Annotated in this window: 15 protein-coding genes; 7 read left to right on the top strand and 8 right to left on the bottom strand. The window is 66.3% G+C overall.

The window, feature by feature from the left end; all coding sequences use genetic code 11:
* The 4 genes from FE811_RS10385 to FE811_RS10370 form a co-directional block, all read left to right on the top strand.
* Positions 1-496: electron transfer flavoprotein subunit alpha/FixB family protein (locus tag FE811_RS10385; RefSeq protein WP_219848878.1), on the top strand; the 496-nt coding region annotated here is incomplete at its 5' end.
* A gap of 133 nt (positions 497-629) precedes the next feature.
* Positions 630-1,424, top strand: a complete 795-nt coding sequence (locus FE811_RS10380) for an enoyl-CoA hydratase-related protein (protein WP_140847505.1) — start codon at positions 630-632, stop codon at positions 1,422-1,424.
* Between the two features lie 13 nt (positions 1,425-1,437).
* On the top strand, positions 1,438-2,643 hold the full coding sequence (locus tag FE811_RS10375) for an acetyl-CoA hydrolase/transferase C-terminal domain-containing protein (protein WP_140847502.1): 1,206 nt from the start codon (positions 1,438-1,440) through the stop codon (positions 2,641-2,643).
* Positions 2,644-2,694: 51 nt separating this feature from the next.
* Positions 2,695-3,852, top strand: coding sequence for an acyl-CoA dehydrogenase family protein (locus tag FE811_RS10370; RefSeq protein ID WP_140847499.1), 1,158 nt, complete (start codon positions 2,695-2,697; stop codon positions 3,850-3,852).
* Between the two features lie 196 nt (positions 3,853-4,048).
* Here FE811_RS10370 and FE811_RS10365 read toward each other — a convergent pair whose 3' ends face one another.
* The 3 genes from FE811_RS10365 to FE811_RS10355 form a co-directional block, all read right to left on the bottom strand.
* Positions 4,049-5,089: a TRAP transporter substrate-binding protein gene (locus tag FE811_RS10365; RefSeq protein ID WP_140847496.1), complete on the bottom strand. Its 1,041-nt coding sequence runs from the start codon at positions 5,087-5,089 to the stop codon at positions 4,049-4,051.
* A 158-nt stretch (positions 5,090-5,247) separates the two neighbouring features.
* Positions 5,248-6,120: an SDR family oxidoreductase gene (locus FE811_RS10360; RefSeq protein WP_140847494.1), complete on the bottom strand. Its 873-nt coding sequence runs from the start codon at positions 6,118-6,120 to the stop codon at positions 5,248-5,250.
* Positions 6,121-6,256: 136 nt separating this feature from the next.
* Positions 6,257-7,450, bottom strand: coding sequence for an MFS transporter (locus FE811_RS10355; RefSeq protein ID WP_255469708.1), 1,194 nt, complete (start codon positions 7,448-7,450; stop codon positions 6,257-6,259).
* A gap of 200 nt (positions 7,451-7,650) precedes the next feature.
* Here FE811_RS10355 and FE811_RS10350 point away from each other — a divergent pair, with 200 nt between their 5' ends.
* Positions 7,651-8,061 (top strand): VOC family protein, encoded by a 411-nt coding sequence (locus FE811_RS10350; protein WP_181180851.1) that lies wholly within the window; start codon positions 7,651-7,653, stop codon positions 8,059-8,061.
* Here the strand turns inward: FE811_RS10350 and FE811_RS10345 are convergent.
* From FE811_RS10345 to FE811_RS10335, 3 genes are read right to left on the bottom strand one after another with little or no spacing between them, the layout of a single operon-like run.
* On the bottom strand, positions 8,058-8,867 hold the full coding sequence (locus FE811_RS10345; protein ID WP_181180850.1) for an SDR family NAD(P)-dependent oxidoreductase: 810 nt from the start codon (positions 8,865-8,867) through the stop codon (positions 8,058-8,060). The genes FE811_RS10350 and FE811_RS10345 overlap by 4 nt on opposite strands.
* A 12-nt stretch (positions 8,868-8,879) precedes the next feature.
* Positions 8,880-9,743, bottom strand: a complete 864-nt coding sequence (locus FE811_RS10340; RefSeq protein ID WP_181180849.1) for a MaoC/PaaZ C-terminal domain-containing protein — start codon at positions 9,741-9,743, stop codon at positions 8,880-8,882.
* 4 nt (positions 9,744-9,747) lie between these two features.
* Entirely contained in the window at positions 9,748-10,902 is a 1,155-nt protein-coding gene (locus FE811_RS10335) for a CaiB/BaiF CoA-transferase family protein (RefSeq protein WP_140847482.1), read from the bottom strand.
* A 274-nt stretch (positions 10,903-11,176) separates the two neighbouring features.
* Here FE811_RS10335 and FE811_RS10330 point away from each other — a divergent pair, with 274 nt between their 5' ends.
* The gene (locus FE811_RS10330; protein ID WP_140847480.1) at positions 11,177-12,733 is read left to right on the top strand and encodes an AMP-binding protein; all 1,557 of its coding nucleotides are present in this window, start codon (positions 11,177-11,179) and stop codon (positions 12,731-12,733) included.
* Positions 12,734-12,808: 75 nt separating this feature from the next.
* Positions 12,809-13,837 carry a TRAP transporter substrate-binding protein gene (locus tag FE811_RS10325; RefSeq protein WP_140847477.1) on the top strand — a complete coding sequence of 343 codons (1,029 nt, stop codon included), beginning with the start codon at positions 12,809-12,811 and terminating at the stop codon, positions 13,835-13,837.
* Positions 13,838-13,999: 162 nt separating this feature from the next.
* On the opposite strand, the gene FE811_RS10320 is transcribed toward FE811_RS10325, so the two are convergent.
* Entirely contained in the window at positions 14,000-14,758 is a 759-nt protein-coding gene (locus tag FE811_RS10320) for an SDR family NAD(P)-dependent oxidoreductase (protein ID WP_181180848.1), read from the bottom strand.
* A 38-nt stretch (positions 14,759-14,796) separates the two neighbouring features.
* Positions 14,797-15,480: a nitroreductase gene (locus FE811_RS10315; RefSeq protein WP_219848877.1), complete on the bottom strand. Its 684-nt coding sequence runs from the start codon at positions 15,478-15,480 to the stop codon at positions 14,797-14,799.
* Position 15,481 lies beyond the last annotated feature (1 nt).

Here is a 15,481-nt window from a genome sequence, read left to right as displayed (position 1 = left end):
CTTCACCATCCGCACCGCGAGCTTCGACGCGGCCCCCGAGGGCGGTTCGGCCAGCGTGGCCGAGACCGCCGCCGCCGCCGATCCCGGCCTGTCGGCCTGGGTTGCCGACGAGGTGGCCGAGAGCGACCGCCCCGAACTGACCTCGGCCAAGCGGGTGGTCTCGGGCGGCCGGGGCCTGGGCTCGAAGGAGAGCTTTGCCATCATCGAGGCGCTTGCCGACAAGCTCGGCGCCGCGGTGGGCGCCTCGCGCGCGGCGGTGGACAGTGGCTACGCCCCGAACGACTGGCAGGTCGGCCAGACCGGCAAGGTGGTGGCGCCCGAGCTTTACGTGGCGGTGGGCATCTCCGGCGCGATCCAGCACCTGGCGGGGATGAAGGACAGCAAGGTGATCGTTGCGATCAACAAGGACGAGGAGGCGCCGATCTTCCAGATCGCCGACTACGGCCTGGTCGGAGACCTGTTCACCACCGTCCCGGAACTCACAGGGAAGTTCTGAGCCGGACGAATTCCGTCCTGCGCAGCCCTCGCCCGAGGATCGCAGGACAAGATGCCTGTTCATGATGTGCATGTGAACGATAGTCGTGACAAGCAAGCGCAACCGCAGCCTTGCGTAACTGGAGGAAGAGACCATGGCAAACATACCCGCTTTCGAGGACATCATCTACGAGGTCCGCGGTCGCGCGGCCTGGATCATCATCAACCGTCCGAAAGTCTATAACGCCTTCCGCGGCCAGACGCTGGAGGAAATGATCCAGGCGCTGCAGCTTGCGGGAAACAACAAGGACGTGGCGTCGATCGTCATTACCGGCGCCGGCGACAAGGCGTTCTGCACCGGCGGCGACCAGTCGGCGCATGAGGGCAATTATGACGGCCGCGGCGTCGTCGGCCTGCCCATCGACGAGCTGCAAAGCCTGATCCGCGACGTGCCGAAGCCGGTGATCGCCCGGGTGAACGGCTTTGCCATCGGCGGCGGCAACGTCCTGGCGACGCTGTGCGACCTGACCATCGCCTCGGAAAACGCCATGTTCGGCCAGGTGGGTCCGAAGGTCGGCTCGTTCGACGCCGGCTGGGGCACCTGCATGCTGGCCCGCATCGTCGGCGACAAGAAGGCGCGCGAGATCTGGTATCTCAACGACCGCATCTCGGCCCGCGACGCCATGGGCTACGGCCTGGTGAACAAGGTCGTGCCGCTCGAGGAGCTGGATGCCGCCGTCACGCAATGGACCGATACGCTGGCGGAACGCTCGCCTACCGCGCTGGCCTTCCTGAAGCGGTCGTTCAACGCCGACAGCGACTCGATCCGGGGCATCTCGAACCTCGCCCTGCATGCGGTCAAGCTGTATTACGCGACGCCGGAATCGCAGGAAGGCGTCAATGCCTTCAACGAAAAGCGCAAGCCCGATTTCTACAAGTTCGTGGAATAAGGCGGGAACGGTCATGGCACCCTTGCTGATCGGTTCGCGCGACCTGGCCGGCCATCTCCCTGCCGGCGCCCGGATCTGGCTTCATGCCTGTTCGGGGGAAAGCGCCCTGATCCGCGACGGGTTGGAGGCCGCGGACCTGCGCGGCCTGACCTTCACCGGCATCTTCGTGCCCGGCCTGAACCGGCTGGCCGGGCTGCTGGCGGCGGGCGCGCGGGTTGAAAGCTATTTCATGATGCCCGAGTTCTCGGGCCATGAGGCGCAGGTGGATTTCCTGCCGTTCTGCTATCGCGAGATCCGGCTGCATCTGGCGGCGAACCCGCCCGATGCGGCCCTGGTCATGGTCTCGCCCCCGGACGAACAGGGCATGTGCAGCCTTGGCCCGGTCAATGACTTCATTGCCGACATATGGCCGCGGATTCCGCGGATCATCGCCCATATCAACCCGCTGGTGCCGCGGACCAACGGCTGGTCCATCCCCTTCGACCGCTTCCATGCCGTGATCGAGGGCGAAGCGCCGCTGCCGGTCTCGGACCCCGGCATGGACGAGGTGTCGGCCCGCATCGCCACGCTTGCCGGCGAAATGGTGCCCGAGGGCGCGACAATCCAGGCGGGCCTGGGCCGCACGCCCGAGGCCGTCCTGCGCGGCCTGACCGACCACCGGAACCTGTCTGTCCATTCCGGACTGATCGGCAACTCGACGCTGGATCTGCTGGAAGCCGGCGCCCTGCGCCAGGATGCGCCGATCCGCGCCGGGGTCGCTATCGGCAACAGCCGGCTTTACGAGGCCGTGGGGCGGCCGGAGTTCCGCTTTGCCCCGCCCTCGATCACGCATGACGTCGCGCAGCTGGCGGCCATCGGACGCCTCGTGACCATCAATTCGGCCATCGAGGTGGATCTGGCCGGCAACAGCTATGCCGAAGCCACCCCCAGGGGCCTGGTTTCCGGCCCCGGCGGGGCTTCGGATTTCGCGGCCGGTGCCCGCGGATTGCAGGGGCTGCGCCTTGTCGTGCTGCCGGCGACCGCCGCCGGCGGCAGGGTCAGCCGCATCGTATCGGCCGGGCGGGCGACCGGACCGATCTCCCTGGGCCGGTTCGACACCGATATGGTCGTCACCGAATACGGCATTGCGGACCTGCGTGCGGCAAGCCAGGCGCAGCGCCGCGAAAGACTGACTGCCATTGCCGCCCCGCAACACCGGGCCAAGCTGGCGCAAAACTGATCCCGCCGTCCGGCACGACCTTGCGGCACTCGCCACCAGAGAGGAACCAACATGATCGAACGCAGCCTGTTCAACGAGGAACACGAGCTTTTCCGCGCCACCGTCAGGCGTTTCGTCGAGAAAGAGATCACGCCCCATCATGCGCAATGGGAAAGGGACGGCATCGTCCCGCGCGAACTTTGGCTGAAGGCCGGCGAACAGGGTCTGCTGTGCTGCACCGTGCCGGAAGAATACGGAGGGCTGGGCCTCGACTACCTGTTCGACGTTGTGGTGTTCGAGGAACTGTGGCGTGCCGGCGCCTCGGGGCCTGGCTTCCTGATCCACACCGACCTGGTGGCGACCTATATCCTGTCCTTCGGCACCGAAGAGCAGAAGCGCAGGTTCCTGCCTAAGATGGTCACGGGGGAATGGATCGGCGCGCTTGGCATGACCGAACCCCATGCGGGTTCTGACCTCAAGGCCATTCGCACCCGCGCCACCCGCGACGGCGACGATTTCGTCATCAACGGCCAGAAGGTCTTCATCTCGAATGGGCAGCATGCCGACGTGCTGGTCTGCGCCACCAAGACCGACCGCGACGCCGGGGCCAAGGGCGTCACCCTGTTCCTGATCGAAGGCGACCGCGAAGGCTTCCGCCGCGGCCGCAACCTGGAAAAGCTGGGGATGCACGCGCAGGACACGTCCGAGCTGTTCTTCGACAACGTGCGCGTTCCCGCCTCGAACATGCTGGGCGGCGAGGGCGACGGTTTTTCCCTGATGATGACCAAGCTGAGCCAGGAGCGGCTGGCGCAGGCCATCCGCTCGGCCACCGTGGCCGAGACGATCATCGAATGGACGCTGGACTATACCACGCAGCGCGAAGCCTTCGGCAAGACGATCTTCGACTTCCAGAACACCCAGTTCAAGCTGGCGGAGTTGAAGACCCAGGCCACGCTGGCCCGGGTGTTTACCGACAAGTGCATCGAGCTGTTCATGCAGGGCAAGCTGGACCCGGTCGATGCGGCGATGGCCAAGATGTATACGACCGAACTGCACTGCAAGGCGGCCGACGAATGCCTGCAACTGTTCGGCGGTTGGGGTTACATGTGGGAATATCCGATCTGTCGCGCCTATGCCGATGCACGGATCACCAAGATCGCCGGCGGCTCGATCGAGATCATGAAGACCATCATCGCCAAGGCCATGAAAGCCGAACACGACCGGCGCTGAAAGCATGGCTTCCGGCCCATGGCCTTGCGGATCGGCGCCTTGCCGCGCCGATCCCCGCGTCACGGTCACGGCCTTCTTGACCGAAATCACTGTGAACCGCGCTGCAAGAGACTGCGTCGCAAAGCACGGCCTCAGCCGTTAAGCCAAGCGGCGGCCCAGGCATCGCCTGAAGATGCGCCGGATCGCGCCTTTTGCCCTATTGTGCCGCTTTTCCCGCCACATATTCGGTTTCGAAAAAGCGGACCATCGCCTCGGGGTCTTCCAGCCCGGATTTCCGTGCCACGTCGAACCAGTCGGTGCGGATCGGCTCCAGCCGCTCTTTCAATGCCGCGACAAAGCTTTCTGGCAGAGTTTGCACCCGCACACCCTCGCCCGGCATCGCCGCCAGCGCATCGGAAAGCGATCGTGCATAGACCTCGCCCATCTTCGTGACCAGCGCCAATCCCGAGACCTCGCGGATCGCCGCCTGGTCCTGCGGCGAGATACGGTCCCAGGCCTCGTGGCTGAAGGCCAGCATGTTGACGGTATTCACCACCCCGCCCGGCACCAGCACATATTCCTTCATCGTGCCCGCCAGCTTGAAGCTCAGCAGGGTGTCAGGAGGAATGATACCACCGTCGATCGCGCCGCTGGAGGCAAGCTCATAGACTTCGGACATCGGCTTCGACACCGGCACCGCTTCCAAGAGGTCGATCGAGGCCGAGGCCGCCTGCTGCGGGCTGCGCAGCTTTTTCCCTGCTAGATCGGACAAGGCCGCCACCTCGCCCGAGCGCAGCGCGATATGGGCCGGATTGCCGGTGAACACGGCCAGCGGCACGATCTCCTTGAACAGCCCCGTTGGCTCCAGATAGGCTTCATAGGTGCGGTAGCTGACCGGCATCGAAACGCGCGGATCGTCGCCCAGGAATGGAAGTTCCAGCCCCTCGGACAGCGGAAAGCGCCCCGGCGTATAGCCGGGCACCACCAGCGCCACATCGGCAAGCCCGTCCGCCAGCACGTCATATTGCCCGGCCACGGCACCGACGACTTTCGGCGTCGGGACGATGATCACCCTGCCCTCGGTCACGCGCGAGATCTCCTCGAACCAGGGCGCGATGATCTCGGCATGCAGCGGATAGGACGCCGGCAGCCATTGCGAATAGCGCAAGGTTATCGATTCCGCTTGGGCCGGTCCGACCGCCGAGACCGTGGCCGCCAGCAGAATGCCCGGCAGCAGGTGTCTGGATATGAATGTCATGTGTCCCCTCCCATGGGTCACGAAGGCAAACGGCACTCTCCCACCGATTTGCAAGCATATGGTATATATTGCTTCAATAAGCGCCACTCTTAACTGCCCTCCGGAACACAAGGGCCCCGACAATTAGCGGGGCCCTGTTCCTGATGCTGCGGCCGGACTCAACCCCGGTTCTTGAGGATCTGCGGCTGCACGGCGCGGTGGAAGCCGTTGTATTCGGGGATATTGGTCGCCGGATAATCCTGAGTCCAGGTCTGCCGGCGGTTCGGCGCGCCGCCGTCGACGCGCAGGCAACTGCCGGTCACATAGGCCGCCGCGGGCGACAGCAGATAAGTGATCGCGGCCGAGATTTCCGATTCGGTGCCATAGCGCGGCAGCGGCACCTGCGCCGGATAGGCCAGGATCCGCTCGGTGATCTCGGGGGCGTATTGGTCGAAACCCGAGGACGCGATCCCGCCCGGCGCCACTGCATTCACCCGCACGCCGGAATGCGCCCATTCGCAGGCCGCGGTTTCGGTCAGGGTCCACATGCCCCCGCGCGAAGCGCCGGAATGCCCCATCTCGGGCCAGCCGTTCCAGATATCCGCGATGACATTGACGATGGCGCCGCCGTTTGCCTCCATCCAGCGGTTGTAGATTTCCCGCATGAAAATGAAGCCCCCGGTCAGGTTGTTGCGGACCACCGCCTCGAACCCCTTGGTCGAGATGGTCTTGAGTTCGGCCCGGTATTGCCCGCCGGCGTTGTTGACCAGCGCGTTGATGGCGCCAAAACGCTCCAGCGTCTGGTCGATCAGGCCGATCACCTGGGTTTCGTCGCGGATGTCGCAGGTCGCGGCATGGACCTTGCCGCCGTCCTCGATGATCTCTTGCCGGACGGTTTCCAGCTTTTCGGGATTGCGGCCAACGATCACCACCTGCGCACCCAGATGCGCCAGTTCATGCGCGGTGCAGCGGCCGATGCCGCTGCCGCCGCCGGTGACGATGATTGTCTGGTCCTTGAACAGGCCGGGTGCATATACGGAGTTGTAGGGCATTCGGATCTCTCTGGTGCTGCGGCGGGCCCAAGGCCGGCCTGGTGACATTTCCCCAAGAGGGACTGACGCATATAATGCGCATCTATACTAGATTCCCCGTCATGTGGCGCAACGATTATTTGCCGCGGTGGCGGGATCACAGTCCCGCACGGCGATAAAGCCGCTCGCTCTGGATCGAGACGACTACCGCCAGCCCCGCTATCGTGCCTCCGGCCAGACCCAGCCAGTCATAGCCCAGTCCCGCCACGACAAGTCCGCCCAGACCCGAACCCAACGCAAAGCCCAAATAATTCATCGTGGCGTTGAGACCAAGCACCAGTGCACCACGCTCGGCATTGCGCTGCATCAGCAGGATCTGCTGTGGGATCATCATGCCGCCGGCCAGCAGATGCCACAGCAACGCCTGCACGATCAACAGCCATCCCGGCAGCGGCGCGATGCCGATCAAGGGCAGCGAAAGCACCGGCAGGATCGCCACCTGCGAGGCCAGGGCGATCATCCGCGCCCGCCTTGCGCCAAGCGCCTGAGTGACACGGCCCATCGTCACCCCGGCGATTACCCCGCCGATACCGAAGGCGCCGATCGCCAGCCCGACATTGCCGCCATGCCGCATGACCAGCGGCGCGATCAGCCCGTAGCACAGGATCAATGCGCAGGCGTGCAGCGCCATGATCGACACGGCCAGCAGCGTCCTGAGGTCGCGCCCGGCGTCCAGCAGCGTGCGCAGCGACGTCACCGGCACCGCTACACCCCGTGGCAGCGCCCACCAGAGCCCTGCCGCCGACAGCGCGCCCAGACCGGCCACGGTCAGGAAGGCGGCGGGCCAGTCCAGTTGCTGCGCGATCATCACACCCAGAGGCAATCCGGCCGCCTGTGAAAGCTGGAGCCCGGCAAAGACGAAACCCAGCGCCCGGCCCCGCCGCGCCTCGGGCACCGTGGCGAAGACTACGGAAGCGGCGACCGGCGTATAAAGGCCGCCACCGAAAGCCGCCGCCGCCCGGGCCGCCAGCATCGCCCCGAACGAGCGCGTGAGCGCGCACACCAGCGCCGAAACTACCACCGTCGCAATGGCAATCAGCAGCAAGCGCCGCCGCCCGATCCGCCCCGTCGCCGAGATGAGCAGCGGCGAGCCGATGGCATAGGCTCCCGCATAGATGGTGAACAGCAGCGCCCCTTGGGCCAGGCTGATGCCCAGCCCGGCGGTGATTTCGGGCAGGATGCTGACGACCACAAAGCCGCTGGTGCCGACGACGAAATTCCCGGCCGCCAGATAGATGATGGCGGCAGGTGAGGCTGAGGTGGGCAGGACGCGGCCCCGGTCCGCCGCCATGGTCACGACGGCCTCTCGTTCGCCATCGGGCTACCCCGGCGCACGTTCAGCTTGCCGGTTTTGGTCAGCGGCCCCGCCTGGAACCATTGCCGGTTGATCGCCTGGTCTATTTTCTAGTGCCCTTCCGTCGCCGATTGTTGATCCAATGCCATTCTTAAGTTATGCATGATAAGCAAGCAAACCATATCGAGACAAGAAAAATGACGCCAGTCCTGGACCATATCGGAATCGCGGTGGCCGCGCTGGAGCCCGCTGTGGAATTCTACGGCAATATGCTGGGGCTGGGCGAACCGGTCATTCGCCTGATTCCCGAACTGGGGCTGCGGTTGGCATTCTTCGACAATCCGCATGGGCCGGTCATCGAACTGGTCGAAGCCTCGGGCAAGACCGAATTGCGGCACGGCGACGTCGTGGTGGCGCTGGAGGTCGAGGACCTCGACGCCGCCATCGCCGAATATCGCGCCCGCGGACTCAAGGTCTACGACCAGCCGCAGACCCCGAACCTGCCGCTACGCCGGGGCTGGATCACCAAGGGTGGGGGGCACGGCACCGTCATCGAGCTTTGCCAGCGGGGCGAGGTCGCGGCCTTTGTCCGGGGCGTACGCCCCTAGCTGGGCGTCAGCACCGCCCCGCCGCAGACCGAGATGACCTGTCCGGTCACATAGCCGGACAGGCCGCCGACCAGGAATTCCAGCACGTTCGCCATATCCTCGGGCGTGGCGAAACGGCGCAGCGCGATGGCCTCTAGCTGTTCGGGCGTGCCGACGCCGGTTTCGGAGTCCAGCTTCATCAGCCGCGCGGTCAGCGTGATGCCCGGCGCGATGGCGTTCACCCGGATGCCCTTGGGTCCCAGCTCGGCGGCCAGATTGCGCGTATAGGTATTCACCGCCGACTTGGCCGCGCCATAGATCGCCATCGCCCCGCCCTTCAGCGGCTCCAGCGCGGTCTGGGACGAGATGTTGACGATCACCCCCGCCCCCTTGGCCGCCATGATCGGCACGGCGGCCTGGCAGCACATCACGCAGGATCGCAGGTTCACATCCACCAGGAAGTCAAAGCCCTCCTGTGTGGTCTGGCTGGGCAGTGGGCCCTCGTGGCGATAGACGCCCGCCCCGGCATTGTTGACCAGAATGTCCACGCCGCCGAAAGCGTCGACGGTTTCCCGGAACAGCCGCTCGACGGTCTCGGGCTTCCTCAGGTCGCCCTCGACCCCCAGCGCACGGGAACCGCGCGCCTCGACTTCGGCCATCACGGTTTCGGCGGTCAGTTCCTCGCCGATCCTGGCCGCGCCCTGCATGTTCAGGTCGGCCACCACCACATTGGCGCCCAGCCGCGCCAGCCGCAGGGCATAGGCCCGGCCGATGCCGCGCGCCGCGCCGGTCACGATGGCCGTCTTGCCCAGCAAGGGTTTCGTCATTCGCTTCTCCATTCACTCGCGCAACGTCGCATGGCCGTTGCTCAGGACAACCGCCTGACGTTCCGCCACCAAGGCGCGGAAATGAACCGCCCGCCCCGCGCGCCACAACTCGACCCGCAGCGTCTCGCCCGGATAGACCGGGGCGCTGAACCGACAGCCGATCTCGGCGATGCGGTCGGGATCGTAGCCGCAGACCAGCCGCAGAATGGCATGGCAGGCGATGCCGAGGCTGCACAGCCCATGCAGGATCGGCCGCTCGAACCCGGCCGCGCGCGCCACGGCCGGATCGGCATGAAGCGGGATGCGGTCGCCGCTCAACCGATAGATCAGCGCCGATTGCTGCAGGGTGGGCAGATCGCAGAACAGGTCCGGCGCCCGGTCGGGGACGGCGGGCAAGGGCGCGGGACTTTCGCCATGCAGGCCGCCGAAGCCGCCGTCGGCGCGGGCAAAGGCGGTGCGCAGCGTGGTTGCGATCAACGCGCCGGTCCCGGCATCGCGCAGTTCCTTGCGGCTGTGGACCAGCGCGCCGCGGCCCGGGCCCTTGTCGGCCAGGCCGATCACCCGCGTTTGCCCGACGACTCGCCCCTGCGGCGCAAGCGGGCGGTGCAAGATCACCCGCTCCTCGCCGTGAAGAGACTGGTTCACGTCCATCCCCAGGCCGGGATCATGGACCCAATCCATGGTTTCGCCCAAGACCACCGCCATGGTGGGAACCGCCTTCAATCCCTGTTCGTAGACAAAGCCCAGTTGTCCCGGATCGGTGCTGTCATGTCCGATCCCGATGCCAAGCGCATAAAGGATGGCATCGCGCTCGGTATAGTTCTGCGCCAGTTCGGGAATCCGAAGCGCCAGCGCCCGGTCGGGGACGATCGCCATGCCGTCAGCCGGCCCCGACTGCGGACCGGAGCGTCCCCGCCTCGCGCTCCAGCCGCTCGCACAACGCCTGCGGCAGGCCCCAATCGGCGCAGATCTCGCGGCTGTTTTCCCCCGGCGCCGGCGTGGCGCGGCGCAGGCTGCCCGGCGTCCGCGACAACCGCGGCGCGGGTGCCGGATGCACCAGCCCGTCGAATTTGGCATGCACTCCGCGCGCCTGCATCTGCGGATGCGCCCAGGCCTCGGCGATGCTCAGCACCGGCGAGAAACAGGCGTCGCGGCCAGCCATCGCCGTCTCCCATTCGGCACGGGTCCGCTGCCGGAAGCGTTCGGCGAAAAGCTGCTTCAGCGCCGGCCAGTTGGCCCGGTCCGTGCGGTCCGGAATGGCCGCCGGGTCAAAGCCCAGCACGTCCAGGAGCGCGGCATAGAACTGCGGCTCGATCGCACCGACGGCGACATGCTTGCCATCCGCCGTCTCATAGCAGCCATAGTCGGGCGAGCCGCCGTCCACGATATTGTCGGCCCGGCGCTCGGTCCAGGTACCCTGCTGAGTGAAGGCCATGAAGGCGGACATCAGATGCGACACCCCGTCGATCATCGCCGCATCCACCCTTTGCCCCTGTCCCGAGCGCCGGGCTTCGTGCACCGCGGCAAGGATGCCGAAGGCAAGATACATCCCGCCGCCGCCCAGGTCCGCCACCAGGTTCAGCGGCGGTGCCGGCGGCCGGTCGGGATAGCCGATGGCATCAAGCGCCCCGGTCAGCGCCAGATAGTTGATGTCGTGCCCCGCCTCCCTTGCCATCGGGCCGTCCTGGCCCCAGCCGGTCATCGAGCCGTAGACGATGCGCGGGTTGGCCGCGGCGCAGGCGTCGTAGCCAAGGCCCAGCTTGTCCATCACGCCGGGGCGGTAACCTTCGATCAACACGTCGGCGGCCGCGATCAGCGCCAGCGCGGCCTGGTGCCCAGCGGGGGATTTCAGGTCCAGCGCGATGGACCGCTTGTTGCGGTTGTAGAAGTCGTATTTCGGCGGCAGCAGCGGCTCGGCCGGGCGGTCGATGCGAATCACATCGGCGCCGAAATCGGCCAGCAGCCCGCCGGCGAACGGCCCCGGTCCCTGGCCCGAAAACTCGACGATCCGCAGATCGGACAGCGGTCCTGTCATGGCAGTCTCCCTCCTCTTGCGAAGCAAACGCCACGGGCGCAGCGACCGGACGCTGGAATTGTCCCGCGGGCGCGCGTCCCAAAACGATGCTTGCGTTTTATATTCTCTATCATACAGTAATATTGCGAAACAAATTTGGCAAGCCGGCGCAATGATCGGTCCGCCGCTGGGGAACCGCGCCTTCTTGAGGAGGAAGACAGGTGCAGGCCCGGCCGGGATGCCGGCGCCGGAATGTCGATGAGTATGTCGTGAACGAGAGAGGGAGGAGGACGAGATGCAGGGAACGCTGCTGCTGAAACAGGCGGTGCATCGCAACCCGCAAGGCGTCGCCACGGTCTGCGGGACCCGCAAGCGCCACTGGCACGAGCTGGGTGACCGCATACCGCGCATGGCGGCGGCGTTGCGCAGGCTGGGTCTGGAAAACGGTGGCTTCGTCGCCACGCTGGCAATGAACTCGGACAACTACCTGGAGCTGTTCTACGCGGTGCCCTGGGCGGGCGGCTGCTTCGCACCGATGAATGTCCGCTGGTCGGCGCAGGAAAACCTCTATGCGCTGCAGGATTGCGGTGCGGCGATCCTCTGCGTGGACGACACCTTCGCCGAGCAGGGCCAGCAATTGCGCCGCGAGTTCCCCGGGCTCAAGGCCGTGATCCATATCGGCGACGCCCCCACGCCCGAGGGGATGCTGTCCTATGAGGACCTGATCGCCAGCCACGAGCCGGTGGCGGATGCCGACCGCAAGGGGGACGACCTCTATGCCGTGTTCTACACCGGCGGCACCACCGGCCAGCCCAAGGGCGTCGCACTCAGCCATGCCGCGCTTGGCCATGCCGCAACCGCCTGGCTGGCGATGATCCCGGATGTCGAGGATCTGAGCTTTGCCTATGTCGGCGGCTTCTTCCATTTCTCGGGCGCGAGCCCGGTGCATTACATCACCATGGCCGGCGGCACCCATGTCGTGTTGCCCAAGTTCGAGCCGCTGACGATGATGCAGGCCATCCACGCGCACAAGGTCTCGAACGCAGTGATGGTGCCCACCATCGTCAACATGCTCATCAGCCATCCCGATTTCGACAAGTATGACCTGTCGAGCCTGCGCACCTGCGTCTATGGCGGCTCGCCCATGCCCGAGGCGCTGATGGCCGCGGCGGCGGCGAAACTGCCGCACCTGCGCTTCTACCAGATCTACGGCATGACCGAAACCGGCGGCTTCGCCACCATGCTGCGCTGGCGCGACCACGTCTTCAGCGGCCCCAAGGCCGAGCGGATCCGCTCTTGCGGCCAGCCGGGGCCCGGGGTCGAGGTCAAGATCGTCTCGCCCGACGGCGAGACCCTGCCACCCCGCCAGCTGGGCGAGATCGCCATGCGTTCGGACTATCTGATGATGGGCTACCTGGGCAAGCCCGAGCAGACGGCCGAGGTGCTGCGCGACGGCTGGATGTATTCCGGCGATGCCGGCTATCTGGACGAGGACGGCTATCTCTATGTCGCCGACCGCGTGAAGGACATGATCGTCACCGGCGGCGAGAACGTCTATTCGATCGAAGTCGAGCGGGCGCTGTTCCAGCATCCCGCCATCCACGAGGCGGCGGTGATCGGCATCCCGTCCGAGGAATGGGGCGAGCAGGTTCATGCCGTCGTCGTCCTGAAACCCGGCGCGACCACCACCGAGGCGGAGCTGATCGCGCATTGCCGCAGCCTGATCGGCGGCTACAAATGCCCCAAATCGGTCGAGTTCCGCGCGGAGCCGCTGCCGCTGGCGCCCAAGAATACCGTGATGAAGAACCTGCTGCGCGATCCCTACTGGGTTGGGCACAAGCGCAAGATCTGACTCGACGGGTGGTCTGCCCGGACGAGGCAGACCTTATCATCCGCCCCCCGGGCGGCAATAAACAGGGAGTATCGAATGTCGTTTTTCAACCGCGCCGGCATTTTCGCCGGTCTCGTGCTGGCGGCCGGCGTCGCGGCGGCCCAGGCGCAGGAGGTCACCTTGCGCTATTCCAACTGGCTGCCCGCCGGCTATGCGCTGGACGTCGAGTTGATGGAGCCGTGGATCGCCGCCATCGAGCAGGCGACCGAGGGCCGGGTGAAGATCCAGAAAAGCCCCAAGGTCGTGGGCAGCGTCGCCTCGCAATACGACGTGGTGGCCGACGGGATGGCGGACATGTCGCTGATGGTGCTGAGCTATGCCCCGGGTCGCTTCCCGCTGGTCGAGGGGATGGAACTGCCCTTTGCCAGCGACGACGAAACGCGCACCTCGCCCGCCGTCTGGGCGACCTACGAGAAGTTCCTGGCCGACAGGGACGTGTTCCCCGATGTCGTCCCGCTGGCCATGTTCCAGACCGGCGTGTTCCACGTCTTCACCACCGGGCGCGACCTGTCGCTGGTGGACAACTGGGCCGGTGCCAAGATCCGCACCTCCAGCCCCTCGCTGACCCGCATCGTTGAACTGATGGACGGCACGCCGGTCAACAAGCCGGTGTCCGAGGTCTATGAGCTGGCGTCCGGCCGGGTGATTGACGGCGCGACCACGCCCCCCGACGCGCTGCTGGGCTTCAAGCTGGACGACGTGCTGAACACGATGACCTTCGTGCCGGGCAGCCTCGGCTCGACCACGGTGCTGGTCTCGGTCAACCCCGACGCCTGGGGCAGGATTTCCGAGGCAGACCAGCAGGCGATCCGCAAGGTCTCGGGCGCAGTGGTCGCCAGGATATCGGGCGACCTGCACCGCAAGGAAACCGAGGCCGCCATCGCCAAGATGCAGGCCAAGGGCATGACCGTGAATCGCATGGCCGACGCAGAGCTGGCCAGGATGCAGGAGCGGGTGGCGCCGCTGACCGCCGAATGGTTGGAAAAGGCCAAGACCGCCGGGCTGGAGAATCCGCAGGAGATGCTGGATTTCTTCCGTTCCGAACTGAACCGGGCCGCGCAGTAAGTTCCCTCTTGTCTCGCGCGGATCGGGGGCGAGCCTTTCGAGGCTCGCCCTACTTGCCGGAACGCGAACCGGGGGCATTTCGCGATGTGCCGCCCATCCTTGCGGCACCGCCCGGCCTGCGCCGCGCGATTTCGTTGTTGCAAGAGCGCGGCGCCCCGCGGATCAGATATGATCGGTGGGCCGGACCACCACCTCGGCCAGCGCGACGCGGCGGGGACGGGTGATGATATGGGCAATGGTTTCGGCCACGTCCTCGGGGTGCAGGTATTCCACGTCCGCCAGGATGCGCGACAGCCGGGCTTGCGCAACCGGCGCCTGATGGCCGAACAGCTCGGTCCGCACGGCGCCGGGCTCGACGACCGAAACGCGGACATTGCGCCGGGCGAACTCTTGCCGCAACGCCTCGCTGAAGCCGTTGACGCCGAACTTCGTGGCGTTGTAAACGCCCGCCGTCGCCGCCGCGACCCGGCCCGCGACAGAGCTGACGTTCACCACATCGGCCACGCCGCGGGGCCCCTTGGCCGCCTCGACCAGATGCGGCAGCGCCGCCTTGGTGATCGCCAGAAGCGCCATCAGGTTCACATCGACCATCTGCTCCCATTCGGACAGCGGGCGATCGATCGAATTGCCATTCAGCATCACGCCGGCGGCGTTGATGAGGATGTCCAGCCGCCCCTCGGCCGCGACGGCATCCGCCACCAGCTGTGCGGGGACGCCCCGCCGGGCAATGTCGGCCTCCAGCACGCGCACCCCGCCCCCCGCCGCGGCGATCCGGTCGGCGACTTCGGCCAACCGCCCGGCCCGCCGCGCGGCCAGAACCACCCTGCTGCCCTGCGCGGCAAGCTCGGCCGCCGCCGCCGCGCCAATCCCGCTCGAGGCGCCGGTCACCAGCGCCACACATCCTTCCAGCCGTGCCGTCATGCGCTTCTCCTCAGGCCATCGTCGCATCCGGTCGCCGGTCAGGCCGTATATCCGTCGCGGTGGAAAACAACCGCTTCATCCAGTCCGGCGCGACCGACGCGCGCCCGGTTGGCATACACCGCCGCATCCTCGTAGCCGAACGAGATGCCGAAGATCAGTCGATGCGTGTCGGGCAGGCCGAGGTGGTCGCGGACGATGGTGGGATACAGCCCCAGCGCCCCCTGCGCACAGGAGGAGATCCCTCGCGACGTCAGCAGAAGCATCAGCGTCTGCGCATAGATGCCCAGATCTACCGCCTCGCGCTCTTCGAACGTATGGTGCAGAAAGATCAGCGCCGCATGCGGCGCGCCGAAGAAATCGAGATTGCGGCGATAGGCCCAGTCCCGGCGCGGCCGGTCGTGCCGCTCGATCCCCATCGCTCCGTAAAGCTGCATGGCGGCATCGATCTGGCGCGCACGATAGACGCCCTCGAACTTGCGGTCTGCGGCGAAATCCGGGTCCGGCGGGATCTCGGCCTGGGCTGCCGCCACCATCTTCTGGCCAAGGCCGCGCAGGCTTGGTCCCGACAGGACATGGGTGATCCAAGGCTGGATATTGCAGTTCGAAGGCGCCTGCTGGGCCAGTCCCAGCACCTCGCGCAGGATATCCTGCGGCACCTCGTCCGGCAGGTAGCCGCGCACGGAGCGGCGCTTTGCCACGGCATCGTCAATGGTCATCATCATG

The organism is Paracoccus sp. FO-3, from assembly GCF_006386455.1.
Taxonomy (GTDB): Bacteria; Pseudomonadota; Alphaproteobacteria; order Rhodobacterales; family Rhodobacteraceae; genus Paracoccus; species Paracoccus versutus.
Note: the sequence above shows the minus strand (reverse complement) of the source record. Positions and strands in the feature narration are given on the sequence as shown.

Bases quoted from the DNA above. Each gene is read 5' to 3' on its own strand.
- FE811_RS10380 (WP_140847505.1), top strand. From the start codon at position 630: ATGGCAAACATACCCGCTTTCGAGGACATCATCTACGAGGTCCGCGGT.
- FE811_RS10375 (WP_140847502.1), top strand. From the start codon at position 1,438: ATGGCACCCTTGCTGATCGGTTCGCGCGACCTGGCCGGCCATCTCCCT.
- FE811_RS10370 (WP_140847499.1), top strand. From the start codon at position 2,695: ATGATCGAACGCAGCCTGTTCAACGAGGAACACGAGCTTTTCCGCGCC.
- FE811_RS10365 (WP_140847496.1), bottom strand. From the start codon at position 5,089: ATGACATTCATATCCAGACACCTGCTGCCGGGCATTCTGCTGGCGGCC.
- FE811_RS10360 (WP_140847494.1), bottom strand. From the start codon at position 6,120: ATGCCCTACAACTCCGTATATGCACCCGGCCTGTTCAAGGACCAGACA.
- FE811_RS10355 (WP_255469708.1), bottom strand. From the start codon at position 7,450: ATGGCGGCGGACCGGGGCCGCGTCCTGCCCACCTCAGCCTCACCTGCC.
- FE811_RS10350 (WP_181180851.1), top strand. From the start codon at position 7,651: ATGACGCCAGTCCTGGACCATATCGGAATCGCGGTGGCCGCGCTGGAG.
- FE811_RS10345 (WP_181180850.1), bottom strand. From the start codon at position 8,867: ATGACGAAACCCTTGCTGGGCAAGACGGCCATCGTGACCGGCGCGGCG.
- FE811_RS10340 (WP_181180849.1), bottom strand. From the start codon at position 9,743: ATGGCGATCGTCCCCGACCGGGCGCTGGCGCTTCGGATTCCCGAACTG.
- FE811_RS10335 (WP_140847482.1), bottom strand. From the start codon at position 10,902: ATGACAGGACCGCTGTCCGATCTGCGGATCGTCGAGTTTTCGGGCCAG.
- FE811_RS10330 (WP_140847480.1), top strand. From the start codon at position 11,177: ATGCAGGGAACGCTGCTGCTGAAACAGGCGGTGCATCGCAACCCGCAA.
- FE811_RS10325 (WP_140847477.1), top strand. From the start codon at position 12,809: ATGTCGTTTTTCAACCGCGCCGGCATTTTCGCCGGTCTCGTGCTGGCG.
- FE811_RS10320 (WP_181180848.1), bottom strand. From the start codon at position 14,758: ATGACGGCACGGCTGGAAGGATGTGTGGCGCTGGTGACCGGCGCCTCG.
- FE811_RS10315 (WP_219848877.1), bottom strand. From the start codon at position 15,480: ATGATGATGACCATTGACGATGCCGTGGCAAAGCGCCGCTCCGTGCGC.